The following is a 20,176-nucleotide window of genomic DNA, read 5'->3' as shown; positions in this document are numbered from 1 at the left end:
AAACCACCAGCAGTGGCAACAGAGCTTCAGCAGGTAAAGCCCGATTCGCACTGAGACCTCTTGTCGCTTCGATGATCCTGGTTGCCGGCGGCAATGCCTGGGCCTTGCCGGTGGGAGGCGAGGTGTCGGCCGGCAGTGCCACTATCGGTGGCGACGCTACTGCGATGGAAATCACCCAGACCACCCAGAATGCCGCCATCAACTGGCAGGCGTTTGATATTGCCTCGGGAGAGGCGGTGAACTTTCGGCAACCCGACAGTAGTTCGGTTGTACTCAACCGAGTGCTGGGGTCAGACCCCTCGGCCATCATGGGCACTCTCACTGCGAACGGTAACGTGTTTCTGATCAATCCCAACGGCGTGCTCTTCGGTCAGAACGCCTCGGTCAACGTCGGCGGCCTGGTGGCCTCCACCCTGAGCCTCAGCGACAGTGACTTCATGGCCGGTCGCTACGACTTCGCGGGCACGGGTGACGGCAGTATCGTCAACCAGGGCACGATCAATGCCGACGGCGGCTATATCGCCCTGCTCGGCGCCAATGTCAGCAACCAGGGTACCCTCCAGGCCAATCTCGGTAGCGTGGCGCTGGCGGCGGGCGACGCCATCACCCTCGACGTGGCCGGCGACGGCTTGCTGAATGTGGCCGTCAACCAGGGCGCGCTGGATGCGCTGGTGCAGAACGGTGGGATGATCCAGGCCGATGGCGGCAAGGTCCTGATGACCGCCCAATCGGCGGGCGATCTGTTCCAGTCCACGGTCAACAACACCGGGGTGATCCGCGCCCGGAGCATCGAAAATCGCAATGGCACCATCATGCTGACGGGTGACATGCAGAGCGGTACCCTGAACCTTGGCGGCAGCCTGGATGTGTCCGGCGCCGATGCCGGGGAAACCGGGGGCAGCATCACCGCGACCGCCCATCACGTCGGCCTCTATGACGCGCTGATTGATGCGTCCGGCGATGCCGGCGGTGGCAGCGTGCTGATCGGTGGCGGTTACCAGGGCAACGATCCCGCTGTGCAGAACGCCAGCGCTACCTACATGAGCGCCGGTTCAAACATCTATGCTGACGCCATCACGACGGGTGACGGCGGTACGGCAGTGCTGTGGGCGGATGATTCAACCCGTGCCTACGGCAGTATCAGCGCCCGTGGCGGTGCTCAATCCGGTGACGGCGGCCTGATCGAGACCTCCGGTGGCTGGCTGGATGTGGCGGACATCAGGATCGATACCCGCGCACCCAATGGCACCGTGGGCATGTGGTTGCTCGACCCGGCGGATATCACCATATCCAATGCGCCCACGTCGTCGGACGTTACCAAAACCGACAACGTCTTCGCCCCGGATTCCGGGGTCAATGAGGCCAATATCAATGTCCTCGATCTGGAAAGCGGCCTACTTAGCAGCAACATCACCGTCACCACCGAAAATAGCGGCGCAAGCGGTACTGGAAACGGCGACATCAGTGTGAATGACCGCATCGACTGGACGGCAGCGACGACGCTGACCCTCGATGCCGATCGCGACGTCAACATCAACGAGCCGATTACAGCTACCGAGGGGAGCCTGATAGCCAACGCCGAGCGCGACGTGAACGTCGACTCCACTGTCACCACCACCAACGGCAACATCACCTTCCAGGCGAAGAACGACGTGACCCTGTCGGCGGTCTCCACCGTCACTAACACCACCGGCAACATCACCGCACTCGCCGGCCAGGATGTCATTGTTAATGCAGGATCAACGATTACGGCGTCGAACGCCGGCAATGTTAATTTGATTGCCGACAATGACGGAACCGGACCGGGCGCCATCCTTGGCGGCACCGTGCTAACTAACTGTACCGACTGCATCACGTTGGGTACGGGTACCTTGACTGTACGCTTCAACCCTGTTGATTATGGCACCACCAACAGTGAGATTGGCGCTTATGAACTGGCCCTGGTCAACCCCCCCACACAACTGGATGCCAAGGCCTGGGTATTCGGGCTTGGAGAGGACAAAGTCTACGATGGTCTTTGGGACGCCACCGTCAGTGGTTTCGAGCCTGATATCACCGGTACACAGCCGTCAGGGGTTGAAATGGGCGCAGTAAGTAATGCGCTGTTTGATACCAAGGACGTGGGCGTCGAGAAGCCGATTACTTATGAAACCACCTTTGCCGATGATGAGTATGCCCTCTTTGCCCCAAACGACTTCGCCGCGAATACCTACTTAACGAGGGCGGATATCACGCCGGCACCGCTGACCATCACCGCCAATGACGGCACCAAGGTCTTCGGGGAAACCTTCGTGCTTTCGCCCCAGGCGTTTACCTCTGAAGGGCTGGTGAATGCGGAGACAGTGGACAGCGTCACTCTGACCAGTGACGGCACGGTTGCCACGGCCAGTGTGGATGGCAGCCCTTATGCGATCACTCCATCAGATGCCACGGGGGGCACTTTCGATCCCGGCAATTACGCCATCAACTACGTCGAGGGGGCGCTGTTTGTTAGCGCCGCTTCTGTCGACTCCACGCCGACAGATTCCAGCACCACCGACCCGAGTACGACGGATCCCAGCACCACCGACCCCGACGGATCGGAGCCGAGCTTGCCGTTGGCAGCAGCATTGTCTGAATTGCCTGAGGAAGCCCTCAGGTCAGACATCTCTGCACTGGATGAAAACGGTAGGGTGTTTGTCGCCCCGCCCGTGAATAACAGCGAGGGGCTGGAGCTGACCTTCGCGACCGCCGCCGTTAATGTTCCGACATTGCAGCTCGAGCGGGTAGGGCTGCTATCGGAAGTCGACCTCGTAACGCCGCCGGTCGATGCCTATGTACCGCCAGTCTATGCGCCCAAGCAGGACCGCTTCTAAACCTGAAGCATGGGGAGAACAAGCCGCTTACCAGCGCTATCAAGGCGCTGGTAAGCGGCTGTGAGTGACCAAAACGTTGGGAAATCGCCGCAGGAGGCATGTTCTTGAATCGTCTGAAAACGTTATGTCTGTGGTGGCTGATAATTGCCTTTGTCGCGCCTCAAGCTGCTCAGGCAAATTCCTATGAGGCGTCATATTCAGCGCAACGATTCACTGTTGAACACGCATCAGAGCAGGTGAAAACCATCGTTAACTGGATTGCTGACTCAGAAGATAATCTCGGCATGCCCTTCATGATTATCGACAAGCGAGAGGCCAGGGTCTTCATGTTCAATGCGCAAGGCCAACTCCGTGGAGAGGCATCCGCCTTGCTGGGTCTGGCGGTGGGGGATGATTCCGTTCCGGGCATTGGCGAGCGAGCTCTGGCAAGCATTCTTCCAGAAGAGCGGACGACGCCTGCGGGCCGCTTCGTGGCCTCGTTGGGACGCAACCTCAAGGGCGGCGAGATACTCTGGATAGATTATGAAACCGCCATTTCCCTTCACCCGGTCGTAACCGGCACCCCCAAGGAACGCCGGGAGGAGCGACTGGCGTCCCCCCAGGCAGACGACAACCGGATATCCTATGGCTGCATCAATGTGCCGGAAAACTTTTATACAACTGTGGTAAGTACCGCATTCAAACACTCCAATGGTATCGTCTATGTGCTGCCTGAAACCCGCTCGAATCATGCCGTATTTGCATCCTACTACGATGTGAAGTGATCCTGTTTGGGGGCACCCCAAACGACGAAACCCCACAAAAAGTGGGGTTTGTCAGTCGTCTGAAAGGCCCCGTAGGGCCTTTCAGGCTGTTCCTTCGCCTTGGCGAAGGTCACAAAGTTCGTTCAAGCGCTCTTTTTCGGTTTGTCCTTGCCGGTATCCTTGTCCTTGCCTTTGTCGACTTTGGTCGCTTCGGCGTCGCTTGGCTGGGGTAGCGAAGGTAACGACTTGGCCAGCATTTCCACGCTGTGGCGGTAGTAAAGCTGGCTCTTGTGATGTTCGCCGAGGCTGGCGAACAAGCGAGCCAGCTCCGCACATACCACGCCGTTGGGCCGCTGGCGCTGGCTGGCTTCGAAGTACTCCTGCGCCTTGCCCCATTGGCCGGTACGCAGTGACAAACGTCCCAGTGCCAGCAGCAGTTCCGGGTCGTTGGGCCGCTCCTGCAGCCATTTCTCCGCTTTTGCCAGCTGGCGGGCGGCGTCCACGTTGATCAGGCCGTAACGGGTTACCAGGCGCGTATCCCAGTGCTGATCCAGTGAATGGCTGAGCAAGCGCTCGGCAATCGGCTCTTCACCCGCCCGTACCAGCGCTTCGGTATAGAGCATGATCAGTTCGCTATTGGCGCGCAGGTAATCGGGCATGTCCGCCCACAAGCTGCGAACCCGCTCGATGTCGCTGGGATTCTGCGCTTCGAAAACGATCAGTTCACGGTAGGCGCGGTATTCCAGTTGCTCACGTTCCTGTAGCGAAATCAGACGCTGAGCGGCGAGCCGGGGAAGCAGGTGGCGCAAGCCTTCCCAGTCACTGACGCTGAGATACACCTGCTTGAGCAGCTTGAGTACCTGGGGGTGGTTGGTCAGCTTCTTGTCCAGCCGGGTCAGGATGGCCAGCGCTTCTTCGGGTTGCTGACGATCGATCATCAGCTGAGCCTGCATCAGGCCCACCGCGGTATCAGCGCCCGGCGTGGTCACCTGGGCCTGGTTGAGATGCTCTTGGGCTTTTTCATAATGCCCCTGGTAATGCGCGGCCAGGGCGGCGGAGAGGTAGTTGACCAGCGGCGTGCTGGAATCATCAGCCGCCTTGACCAAGGATTTTTCCGCCCGTTTCCAGCGGCCTTCGGTCAGTGCCACCAGGCCATGTACGGTCTTTTTCATCGCCCGATGATTGCGCGCGCGCATGTTCCAGCGCTTGAAGCGGCCTGCCGGACGAATCAGCCCGCCCAGCAGGCGCAAGGCGAAGTGCAAGATGATGAAGGCGCCCAACAGCAGTACCAGGCCGAACCAGAACGAGGTCTGCATTGAGGTATCGCCGATACGGATCAGCCAGTAGCCGGGCACCGACATCATGAGATGCCCGAACAAGGCCCCCACCGCCAAGCCGAGGACTATCAGCAGTAGCAGTTTTCTCATGCATCACCTCCATCATCGCTGCGCGATTGGAACCGGCGTTCGATGAAACGCGCCAAGGCTTGCTGAGATTCGCTGATGTCCGGCAGTTCCGGGCGAATTTGAGTCTGCTTGATTTCCTCTAGCCGATCGATCACTGCCTGGGTTTCGCTGCGGCTGGTGTCATAGTAGCCATTGAGCAGTTGCAGGGCCTTGTCGATGCTGGCTTCGAACAGTTCCTGTTCTTCCTTGAGCAGGGCCAGCTGCGATTGTTCGAGTACCAGGCGCAGGCTCTGGCGCAAGTAGGATTCCTGTTCCGGGGTAATCAAGGCTTCCAGCGCTTCATCATGATGACGAATTACCACCAGATCTTTCAGCTCGGCACCGAAGCGGGCCAGCTGGCGCTGGAAAGACCCTTCCGGCGGCTCCTCGATCTGCTGTTCGGCAGTCACCGCCGGCTCTTCGATTTCCTGGGAAAGCGGCAGCTTGGCGATGCGTTCTTGCTGGGCGTTGAGGGCAAGATAAATACCGGTACGGTCCAGCTCGGGCACGGCTTCCAGAGCGGCCAGTTCACGGGCGATTTCGCGGCGAACCGGCGTCAATGCAGGATTGTCGGCTTCTTTCAAACGCTGATCAGCGGTACGTAGCAAGGCGGCGGCGCCTTCAACGTCACGTTCGAGTTGCAGACGCTGGTTGGCCAGGCGTAGCAAGTAAGCGGCTTCGGCATGCAGCCACTCGCGCTCGTCAGTGTCCTGTTCGCTGGAAAGCTCATCCAACACTTGATCCAGGGTTTCATTGACGTCACTGCGGTAGCTGGCGAAATCGTCACGCAATTCCTCGACCGCGCTATTCAACACCTGGTTGCGCTCGGTTTCGCTGCTTTCCAGGCGAGCTTCGAGTTCGTTCAAGGCCTGCATGGAAGCGCTGTCTTCCGCCTGCTGAGCCACGCTTTCCAGGCGCTGTTGCTGTGTTTCAAGGCGCTGCCACCCTTGCCAGGCAACAAATGCCAGTATAATGGCCAACAGAATGACCAGCACCAAGGCCAGAACACCGCTCTTGCCGCCGCTACCCCCCTTGCCGCCATTACTGGCCTGGGAGGAGGTGGAAGCCGGTGGCGGCGTCGAAGCGCCCTTGGCGCTGGCGGTCTTCTTGTCGCTATCACTACCGGTAGCCGCAGAGGTTGCGCTGTTAGCGGACGGGCCGCTGGTAGAAGAGCCACTGCTGGAAGAACCGCTGGCAGAAGAGGACGGAGCAGGCTTGGTGCCGGGTGTCGTCGGCTCAGTGCTGTGTTCCGCCGGCTTGGCATCAGCGTTGCTCTCGGACCGGTTACGTCGCCGGGAGCGATGATTGCGCGATGAATTGCCTTTGCTTGTAGCCGTATCGCTCTTGGCAGCGGTGTCGCTGCCCGGCTCAGTGGCGGAAGAAGAAGAGGGTGACGCCCTGGCGGTATCGCCGCGTGGCTCTGAGCTTTCGCTACGGGCGTCGGACGTCTTCTTTGCGTCGTCCTGTTCGTTTGGTTGTTTGCTCATTCTGTCGCTAGCCCTTGTTAAGTTCCTGGATCGACATCGGCACCCTTCGGGTTACAGGCCCGAGCCAACGCGGCTGTCAGTGCATTCGGTGTTGCTCCCGACGCCACCATGGGGGCACGAAAGCCCAGTGTGTCGGCCAGTGTAGCCAAACGGCGACTGGAAACGATTAGCGGTTGGTTCAAGGCTGCCTGATTGCACCATTTTGCCAGATGTTCAAGCAATTCGCCGCTAGTGACGACTAATGCTTGATAATTTCCATCGTGAAGACGCCGCTGCAAGTCGATAGACGGTGCTTTGAAACAGCGCCGATAGACCGCCAGGCGCGTCACGTTTGCGCCACGTTCGGCCAGTGTTTCGCCAAGTAAGGCGCGGCCGGCTTCCCCCGCCACCAGCAGGATGCGCTGGTTAGCCAGCGCTTGCAGCGACCCCAGCGCTAGCAGCGCTTCGCTGGTGTCTTCCCCGGCTTGGGGAGACGGCACATGTACCGCCACGCCGAGAGTTTCATGCAGCGTGGCCGCTGTAGCGTTACCTACTGCATAGTAGTCGATCCCGACCGGCAACTGTGGCCAGTAACGGTCGAATGCCTCGCTCAGGCATTGGGCGGCAAAGGGACTGACCACTACAACCTTATGAAAATTGTCGATGTTTAGCCAGGTGGTACGTAAGGCGGGGGTCTCGGGCAGGGCTTCCAGGGTCAACGCCTCGAGGCGCTCGACCTCGAAGCCCTGTTCGATAATGGCGTCAGCCAATACCTCGCCGCGCTCACCCGGGCGGCAGATCAACACCGGTGCACTCATTCGCTGGCGCCGTAGACCTCAGCGAGTATCTCGCCGGCGCCCAGGTCAAGCAGCTCTTCGGCAACGCGAATGCCCAAGGCTTCAGGTTCGTGCATCGAGCCACGGCCTTCGGCGCGCAGCACTTGGGTGCCGTCCGGGTTGCCCACCAAACCGCGTAACCACAGGGTCACATTGTCGGCCTCGATGATGGCATGACCCCCGATGGGTACCTGGCAGCCGCCTTCCAGGCGGGTGTTCATGGCACGTTCGGCGCGTACGCGGGTCGCGGTGTCCGGGTCATCCAGCGGTGCCAGCAAATGGATCAACTCGGGGTCGTGCAGGCGACACTCGATGCCCAGCGCTCCTTGGCCGCAGGCGGGCAGGCAGACTTCCGGCGGGAGTGCCAGGGCGATGCGCTCTTCAAGTCCCAAACGCTTCAAGCCGGAGGTGGCCAGAATGATCGCCTCGAATTCACCGGCATCGAGCTTGCTCAGGCGAGTCTGGACGTTACCACGCAAATTCAGGATCTCCAGATCCGGGCGGGCTTCGCGCATCTGTAGTCCACGCCGCAAACTGGCGGTACCCACGCGGGCGCCTTCCGGCAGCTCATCCAGGCTGGCGTAGTGGTTGGAAACGAAGGCGTCGGTGGGGTCGGCACCTTCCAAGATCACCGAGAGCCCCAGGCCTTCGGGAAAGTGCATGGGCACGTCTTTCATGGAGTGCACCGCGATGTCGGCACGACCGTCGAGCATCGCTTCTTCCAACTCCTTGACGAACAAGGCCTTCCCGCCGATTTTGGAAAGCGGTGTATCCAGAATCTTGTCGCCTCGGGTGGAAAGGGGAACCAGCTCCACCTCAAGCCCCGGGTTGGCCGCCATCAAGCGGTCACGAACGTATTCAGCCTGCCACATGGCAAGTTGGCTTTTACGCGTGGCAATGCGTAGCTTGGTAATGGTTTGCACGTGATTCTCCCTTTGCCGCTGACACGGCCAGTCAACCTCTGATAGATCTCATCATAAAGCACCCGGCCACACAGTAAAAACTGTAGTAAAAATAGTAAGTGCGGTTCCCTACCGTAGGATGGTTTTGCGATGAGTAAATCGGCGTGCCGCGAGAGGGGGTGACTCTGGTACACTTTCGGGCAATTTCCATGATCATTTTTTGTGATTATTTTTCATGCGTGTTTTCGACTTCATTGTTTGCAGGATATCCGCCAGATGAGCCAAGTCACTAACCAGTCCTGGGGCGGTCGCTTCAGCGAGCCCACCGATGCGTTTGTCGAACGCTTTACTGCCTCGGTCACCTTCGACCAGCGCCTGGCGCGCCAGGATATTCGAGGCTCGGTCGCCCACGCCACCATGCTGGCACGCGTCGGTGTGCTGAGTGACGAAGAGCGTAATGCCATCGTTGAAGGTCTCAACGAGATCGCCGCCGAGATCGAGCGCGGCGAGTTCCAGTGGTCGGTGCCACTGGAAGACGTTCATATGAACATCGAAGCGCGGCTGACCGACAAGATCGGTATCACAGGCAAGAAGCTGCACACCGGGCGTTCACGTAACGACCAGGTAGCCACCGATATCCGCTTGTTCCTGCGTGACGAAATCGATGTGATCGAAGTCGAGCTGGTGCGCCTGCGGGAAGGCATGATCGAACTCGCCGACCGCGAAGCCGAGACCATCATGCCCGGCTTCACTCACCTCCAGACCGCCCAGCCGGTTACCTTTGGTCATCATCTGCTGGCCTGGCAGGAAATGCTGGCCCGCGACCACGAGCGCCTGCTCGATTGCCGCAAGCGAGTCAATGTGATGCCCCTGGGCGCTGCCGCCCTGGCCGGTACCACCTACCCGATCGACCGTCACGTTACCGCGGAATTGCTGGGCTTTTCGCGCCCGGCGGAGAACTCCTTGGATGCGGTGTCGGATCGCGATTTCGCGATCGAATTCACCAGCTTCGCCAGCATCCTATTGATGCACCTTTCGCGAATGAGCGAAGAACTGGTGCTGTGGACCAGTGCCCAGTTCGATTTCATCGATTTGCCGGACCGCTTCTGCACCGGCTCCTCGATCATGCCGCAAAAGAAGAATCCCGATGTGCCGGAACTGGTGCGTGGCAAGACCGGACGTGTCTATGGCCACTTGATGGCCTTGCTGACGCTGATGAAATCCCAGCCGCTGGCCTACAACAAGGACAATCAGGAAGACAAGGAGCCGCTGTTCGACGCCGTCGACACCGTGCGCGACTGCCTGAAAGCCTTTGCCGACATGGTGCCTGCCATCGAACCCAAAAAGGCCAACATGGAGATCGCGGCGCTCAAGGGGTTCTCTACCGCCACCGACCTCGCCGATTACCTAGTGCGCAAAGGCGTGGCGTTCCGCGATGCCCATGAGATCGTCGGCCAGTCGGTCGCGTTCGGGTTACGCGAAGAAAAAGACCTTTCCGAGATGAGCCTCACTGAGCTCAAGCAGTTCTCCGACATCATCGAAGAGGATGTCTTCGAGGTATTGACCCTGGAAGGTTCGGTCGCGGCGCGTAACCATATCGGCGGCACCGCGCCCAATCAGGTGCGGGCGGCGGCACAGCGTGCACGTGATGCAGTGATCGTACTCAAGGGCGCGATGTGATGCGTGCTGTCAGTAGCCTGGCAATAATTGCTGTGGCGATACTGCTGGCCGGCTGCGGCCAGAAAGGGCCGCTGTACTTGCCATCGCCAGAGCAGCCTTCACCGGAGCAGTCCGAACAAGCGCCATCCACCTCGCCAGCGGTCGAGCAGGAGACCTGAATGGATTATTTCAATTATCGCGACGGCGTGCTGTATGCCGAAGAGGTTCCGCTTTCACGCATTGCCGCCGAGCATGGCACCCCGTGTTATGTGTATTCCAAGGCCACACTTGAACGGCATTTTCGCGCCTATACCGAGGCGTTAGGCAGCCATTCGCATTTAATCTGCTATGCCGTTAAAGCCAATTCCAACCTGGCGGTGCTGGGGCTTCTGGCACGGCTGGGGGCGGGGTTCGATATCGTGTCCGTCGGCGAGCTCGAGCGCGTCCTGGCGGCGGGCGGTGACCCGGCCAAGGTGGTGTTTTCCGGCGTGGCCAAGCAAGAAGCGGAAATGGCCCGTGCCCTGGAAGTGGGTATCAAGTGCTTCAACGTGGAATCGCGCCCTGAGCTTGAACGCCTCAATAGCGTGGCTGCGCGCCTGGGCAAGGTTGCCTCGGTGTCGTTGCGCGTCAATCCGGATGTCGATGCCGGCACCCATCCCTACATTTCCACCGGCTTGAAGGACAATAAGTTCGGCATTGCGGTGGATGACGCCCTGGATGTGTATACCCAGGCGGCGGGAATGGCGCATCTGGAAGTGGTCGGGCTGGATTGTCATATCGGCTCCCAATTGACGGAAACCGCACCTTTCCTGGATGCCCTGGAGCGCCTGCTGGTATTGCTCGAGCGTCTGCGCGACCAGGGAATCGAGATCGACCACCTGGACCTGGGGGGTGGCCTGGGCGTTACCTATCGCGATGAGCGGCCGCCGCAGCCGTTCGATTACGCTACTGCCTTGCTCGAGCGGCTTTCGCGTTGGGAGGGCGGCAAGCGCCTGACGCTGTTGTTCGAGCCCGGTCGCTCGATTGCCGCCAATGCCGGCGTGCTGTTGACCCGGGTCGAGTTTCTCAAGCCTGGTGAGACCAAGAACTTCGCCATCATCGATGCGGGCATGAACGACATGATTCGCCCGGCGCTGTACCAGGCGTGGCAGGCCATCGTGCCGGTGGACACGCGCCATGCGCGGGATTCGGCGCTTTACGATGTGGTCGGACCGGTATGCGAAACCGGAGACTTCCTGGGCAAGGAGCGTGAACTTGCGATTGCACCGGGGGACCTTCTGGCGGTGCGTTCAGCGGGTGCCTATGGCTTTGTGATGGCCTCGAACTACAACAGCCGCCCCCGCCCGGCGGAACTGATGGTGGATGGCACGGAGTGTCATGTGGTGCGTGCTCGTGAGCGCCTGGCGGATTTGTGGGCCGGCGAAACCTTGCTACCGGCAGGGAGCGTTTGATGCTGCTGCATTTCACCAAGATGCACGGGCTGGGCAATGATTTCGTGGTGGTGGATCTGGTGACTCAGCGCGCCCGTCTTCGCAATGAGCAGATTCGCCAGCTTGCTGATCGTCGTCTGGGGATCGGTTTCGACCAGCTGTTGATCGTCGAGCCACCCCGCGACCCGGAAATGGATTTTCGCTACCGCATCTTCAATGCCGATGGCAGTGAAGTGGAAAACTGCGGCAATGGAGCGCGCTGTTTCGCCCGCTTCGTGCGCGATCAACGTCTTACCCACAAGCACGAGATTCGGGTCGAGACCGCCGGTGGCCCGCTGGTGCTCAAGGTGCAGCATGACGGCATGGTGCGCGTGGACATGGGGCGGCCGCGCTTCACTCCCTCGGCATTGCCGTTCGATGCGCCGGGTGATCAGCCGTTGCATACCCTGGCGGTCGGTGACGAAACCCTCGAGCTGGGGGTGGTGTCGATGGGCAATCCGCATGCGGTGATCCAGGTTGATGATGTGGATACTGCCCCGGTGGAGCGTTTGGGACCCTTGGTGGAAGCGCACCCGCGCTTTCCCCAGCGGGTCAATGTCGGTTTCATGCAGGTGCTCTCGCCCTGCGCGATTCGTCTGCGCGTCTATGAGCGTGGCAGTGGCGAGACTCTGGCCTGCGGTACCGGCGCCTGTGCCGCCGTTGCCAGCGGGATTCGCCAGGGACTATTGAAAAGTCCGGTCAAGGTAACGCTGCCGGGCGGTGACTTGATGATCGAATGGTCGGACCCGGAAGCTGCGTTGATCATGGTCGGCCCGGCAACACGTGTGTTTGATGGGCGCGTCGCGTTAAGCTGACGCGGCCAAGCGCAAACCGTCGCGATAGCGTAAACAGGAGTAAGGTGATGTCTTCAGCCCCCGAGCCGCGCAAAACCCTCGATCCCGATCAGGTAGCCTTCTGGCTGGCGCGTCATCCGGACTTTTTTGTCGGGCGTGAAGGGTTGCTGCAGCAGCTCAAGGTCCCTCATCCGGATATCCAGGGTGCGATCTCGCTATTGGAACGTCTGGTGCTCGACCTGCGCCGGCGTGCCGAGCATGCCGAAAGCCGCTTGGAACACCTGCTGGAAACCGCGCGCCACAATGAGACACAGTATCGGCGCCTGCGGGAAACCTTGCTGGCATTGGTCGAAGCCGAGGATCGAGATACCTTGGCCCAGGCGTTGGCCACCCAGCTCAGCGAGCGTTTTGCAACGCCGGCCATGGCACTCTGGTGTCCGGCGGAACTCAGCGATAACGAACCCGCTCCGCCACAGCCGCCGCGTCAGGTGCTGGACCAGCATGCCACCAAGCGCCTGACCGCGCTGCTTGATGGACGCACCAGCCGCTGTTCCAAGTTGAGTGTCAGCGACTGGAAATGCCTGTTGCCGCATACCAAGCCACCGCGCAAGGCGGGTTCCTGCGCCATCACTCGACTTTCCGCCGGGCAGCCGCTGGGCTATCTGCTGCTCGCCAGCCCCGACCCGGCAAGTTATTGCGCCAGCATGGACACCTTGTTCACTGAATATCTGGGCGATGTCATGGCCCGCTTGCTGACGCGCCTGGGCCCTTATGCTTGATACCCCGCTCGAGGGAAGTATCACGGCATTTCTGGCGCAGATGCGACGCCATGCCAGCCCCGCCACGCTGAAAGCCTATGCTCAGGATCTCAGCGCCTTGCAGGCCTTCACGCTGAGCCGTGATGTGCATGCCGCGGAAGCACTGGATACCGCCCTGTTGCGGGCTTTTCTGGGACGTGAACGTAGCCGCGGGCTGGCTCCCAGCAGTTTGGCCCGGCGCCGCGCGGCACTCTCGCGTTTTGCCGATTACCTAGTCAAGCAAGGAATCCTGGCACATAACCCGGTAACGCTATTGCGCACGCCGCGCCAGCCCAGCCACCTGCCGCGCCCGCTGGATGTGGACCAGCTCAGCCAGTTTCTGGACACCCCTCATGATGGCTCGCCGTTGGCATTGCGCGACCAGGCCATACTGGAACTTTTCTATTCCAGTGGCTTGCGCCTGGCGGAGCTTGCCGCTCTGGATGAGCCTGACGTTCACGGCCATCAGGTACGGGTGATGGGCAAGGGAAGCAAACCCCGCCAGGTACCGGTGGGCCAGCGTGCTCAGGTGGCGCTGGGCCATTGGCTGGCGCAACGCCCATTGCTTGCCGGCCAGGGCGAAACCGCGCTGTTCGTCGGGGTGCGCGGAGCCCGTCTGGGGCATCGTGCGATTCAAAAGCGTCTGGCGCACCTGGCCGTGGCCCGCGGTTTACCGGAGCACTTGCACCCACACCGATTGCGTCATTCCTTCGCCAGCCATTTGCTCGAGTCCAGCCAGGACTTGCGTGCAGTGCAGGAGCTCCTCGGCCATGCCAATCTGGCCACTACACAGGTGTATACCCGGCTGGATTGGCAAAGCCTGGCAGCCAGTTACGATGCGGCCCATCCGCGAGCCAAACGTTCTTCGACCGCAACTGAACAGGAACCCGGCAAGACCTAACGCTCGCCCAGCGGCAGCTGAGCCGTTTGCATAGGCATTTGTTGGGGTGCGAGGGCGGCTGCTTGGGAAAATCGGTCTTGTCATGGAATTGTCATCAGGGCATGGTGTGATTGTCATTGACCTGTCATTGTTCGATCACGAGGCCGCCCATAATGACCGCCAAGACCGTTCTGATTGTCGATGATGAAGCGCCGATTCGCGAAATGATCGCGATCGCCCTGGAAATGGCTGACTACCACGTCCTTGAAGCGAGCAATGCTCAGGATGCCCACGCCATGATTGTGGATCATCAACCGGACTTGCTGCTGCTGGACTGGATGATGCCGGGCATCAGCGGTATCGAGCTTGCTCGTCGGCTCAAGCGCGAAGAAGCCACCGCCGAGCTACCCATCATCATGCTTACCGCCAAGGGTGAAGAGGACAACAAGATTCAGGGTCTCGAAGCCGGGGCCGACGATTACATTACCAAGCCGTTTTCCCCTCGTGAGCTGGTGGCAAGGCTCAAGGCCGTGCTGCGCCGAGCGACACCGCGCGGTGTCGAAGAGGCCGTCGAGATCGACGGCCTCTTGCTGGATCCCATGAGTCATCGCATCAGTGCGCATGGCAAGGCCTTGGAAATGGGGCCTACCGAGTACCGCCTGTTGCAGTTTTTCATGACTCACCAGGAGCGCGCCTACACTCGTAGCCAGCTGCTGGACCAAGTATGGGGAGGCAATGTCTATGTCGAGGAACGCACCGTGGACGTGCATATCCGCCGCCTGCGCAAGGCATTGGGCGATGCCCATCAGCACTTGATTCAGACTGTACGCGGTACCGGCTACCGGTTTTCGGCCAGAGGCTAGGGTGCGATTGTGGAGCCGTGAGCTGTGGCGTCTGGTATGGCCGGCAACCTTGGGAACCCTGGTCGGCTGGCTGTTAGTGACGCCGGGGCTGGGTCTCGCAGCGGGCTTGGCGCTGTGCCTGGTTTACCATCTGCGCCAGTTACGCGCCCTGTATCGCTGGATGACGTTGCACCCGGAGCAGGAGCCTCCTGCCGCGAGCGGGATGTGGGGCGAGCTGTTCGACCAGCTTTACCGTTATCAGAAACGCCAGCGCATCACTCAGCAACGCTTACGGGCGATACTCGCGCGGATACAGGAATCCTCGGAAGCCATGCGCGACAGCGTGGTGATGCTCGACCGTCATGGTGACCTGGAGTGGTGGAACAGTGCTGCCAGCGACATGCTGGGGCTGCAAGCTGCCCATGACCGCGGCCAGCACATTACCAATCTGCTGCGCGACCCCCACTTCGTCAGTTACTTCAAGGCGCATGACTATCGCGAACCCCTGACCTTGACGTCTCCCATCGACGAGCGTCGTATCCTTCAATACCAGCTGACGCTTTATGGCGATGACGAATGCCTGCTCATGGCTCGCGATATCACCCGGTTGCATCGCCTGGAACAGATGCGGCGCGATTTCGTGGCCAATGTTTCCCATGAATTGCGCACACCCCTGACGGTACTTTCCGGTTATCTGGAAACCTACAGCGACCTGGCTGAACAGATGCCGCCGCGCCTGGGGCGCGGGCTTTCGCAGATGCAGGCGCAAACGAGCCGTATGCAGAATCTGGTCAACGATCTGCTGATGCTGTCACGCCTGGAGATCGACCAGGGTGGCGAAGATCACCGGCCGCTGCTCATGGAGACGTTGCTCGACGGCATCCGCCGCGATGCGCTGGCCCTTTCCCATCACCGCCATGAAGTGACTATCGAGCTTGAGTGCCATGCTCAGCTGGTAGGCAGTGAGCAGGAAATTCGCAGCGCGGTTTCCAACCTGGCTTTCAATGCCGTGCGTTATACCCCGGAAGGTAGCCACATCACCCTGCGTTGGAAGACTCACTCTCAGGGCGCCTGCATTGAAGTCGAGGATAACGGGGAAGGCATCGATCCGGTGCATATTCCGCGCCTCACCGAACGCTTCTACCGTGTGGACAAGGGGCGCAGCACTGAAACCGGCGGTACCGGACTGGGGCTGGCAATCGTCAAGCATGTACTATTGCGCCATGAAGCGCACCTGGAGATCGACTCCCACCCAGGCGAGGGAGCCCGCTTTCGTTGCGTGTTTCCCGCCAAGCGCCTTGTCTATCCTACCTAGTAACCTGGCGGGCTTTGACCTTATCGTTTTAATCTCAAGTCAGGACTTCTTCAGCATGTTTTCATCGAGCTCTTCCGGGGCGATGTGCCGGATATCCAGGCCCTTGACCAGATAGACCACGTATTCGGCCAGGTTGTTGGCATGGTCACCCACCCGTTCCAAGGCGCGCAACACCCACATGACGTTGAGTACCGAGCTGATCGAACGGCTGTCTTCCATCATGAAAGTCATCAGCGAGCGCATGGCGCTGCCATATTCGTCATCCACCAGCTTGTCTTCGTGCACCACCTGCATGGCCAGATCAGTATCGAAGCGGGCAAAGGCGGTGAGCGAATCGCGCAGCATCTTGCGCACATGCTCGCTGATATGCCGGACTTCCACCAAGCCTTTTACATTATTGCTGCCTTCGCTCAAGCTGAGGGCATTGCGAGCGATCTTGCTGGCTTCGTCGCCGATACGCTCAAGATCCGAGGTGGCGCGAATTACCGCCACCACCAGGCGCAGGTCGGAGGCGGCCGGCTGGCGGCGTGCCAGTATCCGGGTGCATTCATCATCAATCTGAATCTGAAGGTCGTTGACCTGGCGGTCGTTGTCACGGACCTTTTCCGCCAGGTGAGAGTCGTTCTCCAGCAGTGCCTTGATCGCCTCCTGTACCTGCTTTTCCACCAGGCCGCCCATGGCCATCAGGTGGGTCTTGAGCTCTTCGAGCTCCTGATTGAACTGGCGGGAAATGTGCTGGCTATGCGTATCGCTGGTGATATCCATTGTATCGCTCCTGGGCCGGTAGGCCTGTGTTAGCCGCTGGTTACGCCATACGGCCGGTAATGTAGTTTTCGGTGCGCTGCAGGCGCGGATTGGTGAATACGCTATCGGTGGGGCCGTATTCCACCAGCTCTCCCCCTTGGAGAAAGGCGGTGTAGTCCGAGACTCGGGCAGCCTGCTGCATGTTATGAGTGACCAGCACCAAGGTCAGTTGCGACTTCAGGTTGCGTATTAGCTCCTCGATCTTGAGTGTCGAGATGGGGTCGAGTGCCGAGGCCGGCTCATCCAGCAGCAGGACATCTGGTCGCACCGCCAGGGTGCGGGCGATGACCAGGCGCTGCTGCTGCCCACCCGACAGGGTCCAGGCAGAGCGGTACAGGCGATCCTTTACCTCCTCCCACAGCGCGGCGGACTGTAGCGCCCATTCGACGGTGTCATCGCGTTTGCGTTTGGGCATTCGACCTTGCAGACGCAGACCAAAGGCGACGTTTTCATAAATCGATATAGGAAAAGGATTGGGGCTCTGGAACACCATTCCTACCCGGCGGCGCAATTCCGCCACGTTCAGCTGGGGGGCGTGAATGTCCCGGCCTTCCAATTGAATGTTCCCGCTGAGAGTCACCGACTCGTTCAGGTCGTGCAGCCGGTTGATGGCCCGCAACAGGGTCGACTTGCCACAGCCAGAAGGTCCGATGAACGCCGTGACCCGGTGGCGCGGTACCTGCAGGGATAAGCCCTGCAAGGCGGGCACGCCGGCATAGGCCAGACTGAAATCATTGATCTCCAGACAGCTCTCGGCCGTGGCGAAATGCATGACCGCAGCATTGTCGGGAGCGGATTTCGGTAACGACGCTTGCATCAGTTTCCTCGTTGGCGCCTGAGATGATGACGCAGAAATATGGCAGTCAGGTTAAGCACCAGCACAATCAACACCAGAAGTAATGCCGTGGCGTAGACCAGGGGCAAGGCGGCCTGGACATCTTCGCCGTGAAAGGCGGTATCGAAGATATGGTAGCCAAGATGCATGAACTTGCGCTCTAGGTGCAGGTAGGGAAATTCACCGTCCAGAGGCATCTGGGGTGCGAGTTTGGCGACGCCCACCAGCATCAAGGGCGCGACTTCGCCGGCGGCGCGCGCCACGGCGAGAATCACCCCGGTCAGCATGGCCGGAGCGGCCATCGGCAGCACGATCCGGGTGAGCATTTCCAGGCGGGTGGCGCCCAGGGCCAGCGCTCCTTCGCGCTGGGCATCGGGAATTCGCGCCAAACCTTCTTCCGTCGCCACGATCACCACCGGCAAGGTCAGAAGCGCCAGGGTCAAGGAGGCCCACAGCAAGCCCCCGGTGCCGAAAGTGGGTGAGGGCAGGGTGTCGCTGAAGAACCATTCATCGAGGCTTCCCCCGATGCCGTAGACGAATACCCCCAGCCCGAAGACACCGTAGACGATCGAAGGAACCCCGGCGAGATTACGCACCCCGATGCGCACCAGCCGCGTCAGGCGTCCTTGATGCGCAATTTCATTGAGATAGATCGCTGCCAGCACGCCGAAGGGGGTCACGAGAAGTGACATCAGCAGTACCATCAGGACGGTACCGAAAATGGCCGGCCAGACGCCGCCGCCGGTATTGGCCGCTCGCGGCCCTTGGCTGAGGAAGCGCCATACGGCGTTGCCCCACGTCTGAATCTTCTCACCCATGGACATGGCATTGGGGCGCTGGGCCCCATGAATGACATGTAAGGGTTGCTGTCGTTGACGCCCCTCGACGCTTTCCACTATTAGATAGGTATCTCCGGGCACATAGCTGTCACCGGAGGCGGCCCTGGAGGGTGCGCCATTGGCTACCGTGTTTCTCTGGTTCAGGTGTTGCTGCAACGCCTGCCAAGCAGCTTCGCCTTCCAGACGCTCATTCGGCATCACCACAGCCACCAGTCGGCCGATGAAATCTCCCCAGGAAGCGCGATCGAGAAGCACCAGTTCGATCGGGGTGGAGCGCGTTTGAATGGTATCCAGCGCCACCCATTGCCAGAGGGCACCGTCGAGGTCGCGATTGGCGGTGTAATACAGCCGTTCATGGCCGGGGCGGTCAGGCAGAGGGGCTTCGCGTACGGCATGTCCGGCAATGACCTGGCCGTCGGCGAGCGTGACTTCTTCAATCGGCGCCGGCCAGAAATGGCCCAAGCCGCGCACCACCAGCAAACTCACCAGTGCGGCCAGCATGAGCAGCGAAAGCGCAACGCTTGCAGCGCTCAACCATGGCCAGGCCTCATCCCGATTTTTTGCCAGGCACTGGATCATGGATGGCCTTCCAGGCGCCGGTAACGGCGTCTCAGACGTTGACGCACCGCTTCCGCCAAAGTGTTGACCAGGAAAGTGAACACGAACAACGCCAAGGCGGCGAGAATCAATAAATGATAGGTCAGGCCGCCGGGTGCGGCTTCAGGTAATTCAATGGCAATGGCCGCTGAAATCGAGCGCATGCCTTCAAAGGGACTGGCACTGAACAGGGCGGTATTGCCGCTGGCCATCAATACGATCATGGTTTCGCCCACCGCACGCCCGGCCCCGATCATCACCGCCGAAAACAGCCCTGGTCCTGCGGTGGGCAAGGCCACTTTCCACAGCGCCTGCCAGCGGGTGGCGCCTAGCGCCTGGGCACCTTCGAGCAAGCTTCCAGGCACGTCGGCCAGGGCGTCTTCAGCCAGGGCGTAAATACTGGGAATCACGGCAAAACCCATGGCCACCCCCACGATCATGGCATTGCGGGTGGCATAGTCGATGCCCCACTGCTTATCCAGAAAACGCCGCAAGTCGTCTTCGGGCAGTTGCTGTTCCAGCAAGGGCGTGACCCAGAACGCCAAGGCGATCATCAAGACGAACCAGGGCACCAGCCACAATCCCGCCCAGCTTAAGGGAAATGTGCGCTGCAGCCGAGTGCCGAGGTGATGCCAGATCGCTCCCGCGACTAGAGCGCTCAGCGGTAACCCGATTACCAGCAGCAAGGTGCCGGCCAGGTGACGCTCAACCCAGGGTGCGATGATCAGACCGGCGATAAATCCCACTACCACACCGGGAATGGCTTCCATCATTTCCAGCGTGGGTTTTAGCCGGTGGCGCAGGCGGGTGGACATGAACAGCGCCGAATACATTGCCGCTCCCAGCGCCAGGGGCACGGCGAACAACAGCGCATAGAAGGCGGCTTTCAATGTGCCCCAAGCCAGCGGTGTCAGCTTGGCCAAGGCCAGGGTGTCACCCAGACGCAGCAGCGGTAGCGTTTCCCAGAGCAGAAACACGGCAATCGCCAGTACCGCTAACAGAACGCCGGTGCCGCCGGCAGTGATCAAACCGGTAGCAAGGCGATCGCGGGCCAGGCGCAAGCGCTGATTGAGCGTATCGGATGGTGGTGTCATGGTG

At 60.3% G+C, this 20,176-nt stretch carries 18 protein-coding genes; 10 read left to right on the top strand and 8 right to left on the bottom strand.

What is annotated here, in order from left to right; translation table 11 throughout:
- Positions 1-71: 71 nt before the first annotated feature.
- Positions 72-2,855 (top strand): two-partner secretion domain-containing protein, encoded by a 2,784-nt coding sequence (locus tag LG290_RS16165; RefSeq protein WP_499837130.1) that lies wholly within the window; start codon positions 72-74, stop codon positions 2,853-2,855.
- Positions 2,856-2,959: 104 nt separating this feature from the next.
- Positions 2,960-3,619: a hypothetical protein gene (locus LG290_RS16160; protein WP_499835662.1), complete on the top strand. Its 660-nt coding sequence runs from the start codon at positions 2,960-2,962 to the stop codon at positions 3,617-3,619.
- A gap of 122 nt (positions 3,620-3,741) precedes the next feature.
- Here LG290_RS16160 and LG290_RS16155 read toward each other — a convergent pair whose 3' ends face one another.
- The 4 genes from LG290_RS16155 to hemC are packed head-to-tail and all read right to left on the bottom strand — an operon-like array spanning position 3,742 to position 8,268.
- Complete coding sequence (locus LG290_RS16155) at positions 3,742-5,025, bottom strand: heme biosynthesis HemY N-terminal domain-containing protein (RefSeq protein WP_499835661.1); 1,284 nt, start codon at positions 5,023-5,025, stop codon at positions 3,742-3,744.
- A complete protein-coding gene (locus LG290_RS16150; protein WP_499835660.1) occupies positions 5,022-6,530 on the bottom strand; it encodes a uroporphyrinogen-III C-methyltransferase in 1,509 nt (502 codons plus the stop codon). Before LG290_RS16150 ends, LG290_RS16155 begins: the two co-directional genes overlap by 4 nt.
- A gap of 17 nt (positions 6,531-6,547) precedes the next feature.
- Entirely contained in the window at positions 6,548-7,327 is a 780-nt protein-coding gene (locus tag LG290_RS16145) for a uroporphyrinogen-III synthase (RefSeq protein WP_499835659.1), read from the bottom strand.
- Positions 7,324-8,268 carry a hydroxymethylbilane synthase gene (gene hemC, locus LG290_RS16140; protein ID WP_499835657.1) on the bottom strand — a complete coding sequence of 315 codons (945 nt, stop codon included), beginning with the start codon at positions 8,266-8,268 and terminating at the stop codon, positions 7,324-7,326. The genes LG290_RS16145 and hemC overlap by 4 nt, the downstream gene beginning before the upstream one ends.
- 255 nt (positions 8,269-8,523) lie before the next feature.
- On the opposite strand from hemC, the gene argH reads away from it, so the two are divergent.
- From argH to phoR, 8 genes are all read left to right on the top strand, one after another.
- Entirely contained in the window at positions 8,524-9,927 is a 1,404-nt protein-coding gene (gene argH, locus LG290_RS16135) for an argininosuccinate lyase (protein ID WP_499835656.1), read from the top strand.
- Positions 9,927-10,085, top strand: a complete 159-nt coding sequence (gene lptM, locus LG290_RS16130) for an LPS translocon maturation chaperone LptM (protein ID WP_499835655.1) — start codon at positions 9,927-9,929, stop codon at positions 10,083-10,085. The genes argH and lptM overlap by 1 nt, the downstream gene beginning before the upstream one ends.
- Positions 10,086-11,357, top strand: coding sequence for a diaminopimelate decarboxylase (gene lysA, locus LG290_RS16125; protein ID WP_499835654.1), 1,272 nt, complete (start codon positions 10,086-10,088; stop codon positions 11,355-11,357). It abuts the gene before it with no gap.
- Entirely contained in the window at positions 11,357-12,190 is an 834-nt protein-coding gene (gene dapF / locus LG290_RS16120) for a diaminopimelate epimerase (RefSeq protein WP_499835653.1), read from the top strand. The genes lysA and dapF overlap by 1 nt, the downstream gene beginning before the upstream one ends.
- Positions 12,191-12,237: 47 nt before the next feature.
- Entirely contained in the window at positions 12,238-12,948 is a 711-nt protein-coding gene (locus LG290_RS16115) for a DUF484 family protein (RefSeq protein WP_499835652.1), read from the top strand.
- On the top strand, positions 12,941-13,867 hold the full coding sequence (locus LG290_RS16110; RefSeq protein WP_499835651.1) for a tyrosine recombinase XerC: 927 nt from the start codon (positions 12,941-12,943) through the stop codon (positions 13,865-13,867). The genes LG290_RS16115 and LG290_RS16110 overlap by 8 nt, the downstream gene beginning before the upstream one ends.
- Positions 13,868-14,019: 152 nt before the next feature.
- The gene (phoB, locus tag LG290_RS16105; protein WP_160418432.1) at positions 14,020-14,709 is read left to right on the top strand and encodes a phosphate regulon transcriptional regulator PhoB; all 690 of its coding nucleotides are present in this window, start codon (positions 14,020-14,022) and stop codon (positions 14,707-14,709) included.
- Between the two features lies 1 nt (position 14,710).
- The gene (phoR, locus tag LG290_RS16100) at positions 14,711-16,003 is read left to right on the top strand and encodes a phosphate regulon sensor histidine kinase PhoR (protein WP_499835650.1); all 1,293 of its coding nucleotides are present in this window, start codon (positions 14,711-14,713) and stop codon (positions 16,001-16,003) included.
- A 39-nt stretch (positions 16,004-16,042) separates the two neighbouring features.
- Here phoR and phoU read toward each other — a convergent pair whose 3' ends face one another.
- The 4 genes from phoU to LG290_RS16080 are packed head-to-tail and all read right to left on the bottom strand — an operon-like array spanning position 16,043 to position 20,172.
- On the bottom strand, positions 16,043-16,768 hold the full coding sequence (gene phoU, locus LG290_RS16095) for a phosphate signaling complex protein PhoU (protein ID WP_160418430.1): 726 nt from the start codon (positions 16,766-16,768) through the stop codon (positions 16,043-16,045).
- Between the two features lie 40 nt (positions 16,769-16,808).
- A complete protein-coding gene (gene pstB / locus LG290_RS16090; protein ID WP_499835649.1) occupies positions 16,809-17,624 on the bottom strand; it encodes a phosphate ABC transporter ATP-binding protein PstB in 816 nt (271 codons plus the stop codon).
- Positions 17,624-19,060 carry a phosphate ABC transporter permease PstA gene (pstA, locus tag LG290_RS16085; RefSeq protein WP_499835648.1) on the bottom strand — a complete coding sequence of 479 codons (1,437 nt, stop codon included), beginning with the start codon at positions 19,058-19,060 and terminating at the stop codon, positions 17,624-17,626. The genes pstB and pstA overlap by 1 nt, the downstream gene beginning before the upstream one ends.
- A complete protein-coding gene (locus tag LG290_RS16080; protein ID WP_499835647.1) occupies positions 19,057-20,172 on the bottom strand; it encodes an ABC transporter permease subunit in 1,116 nt (371 codons plus the stop codon). The genes pstA and LG290_RS16080 overlap by 4 nt, the downstream gene beginning before the upstream one ends.
- Between the last annotated feature and the right edge of the window lie 4 nt (positions 20,173-20,176).

Origin of the sequence: Halomonas sediminis, assembly GCF_044871105.1 — a bacterium.
Lineage (GTDB): Bacteria > Pseudomonadota > Gammaproteobacteria > Pseudomonadales > Halomonadaceae > Vreelandella > Vreelandella zhuhanensis.
Note: the sequence above shows the minus strand (reverse complement) of the source record. Positions and strands in the feature narration are given on the sequence as shown.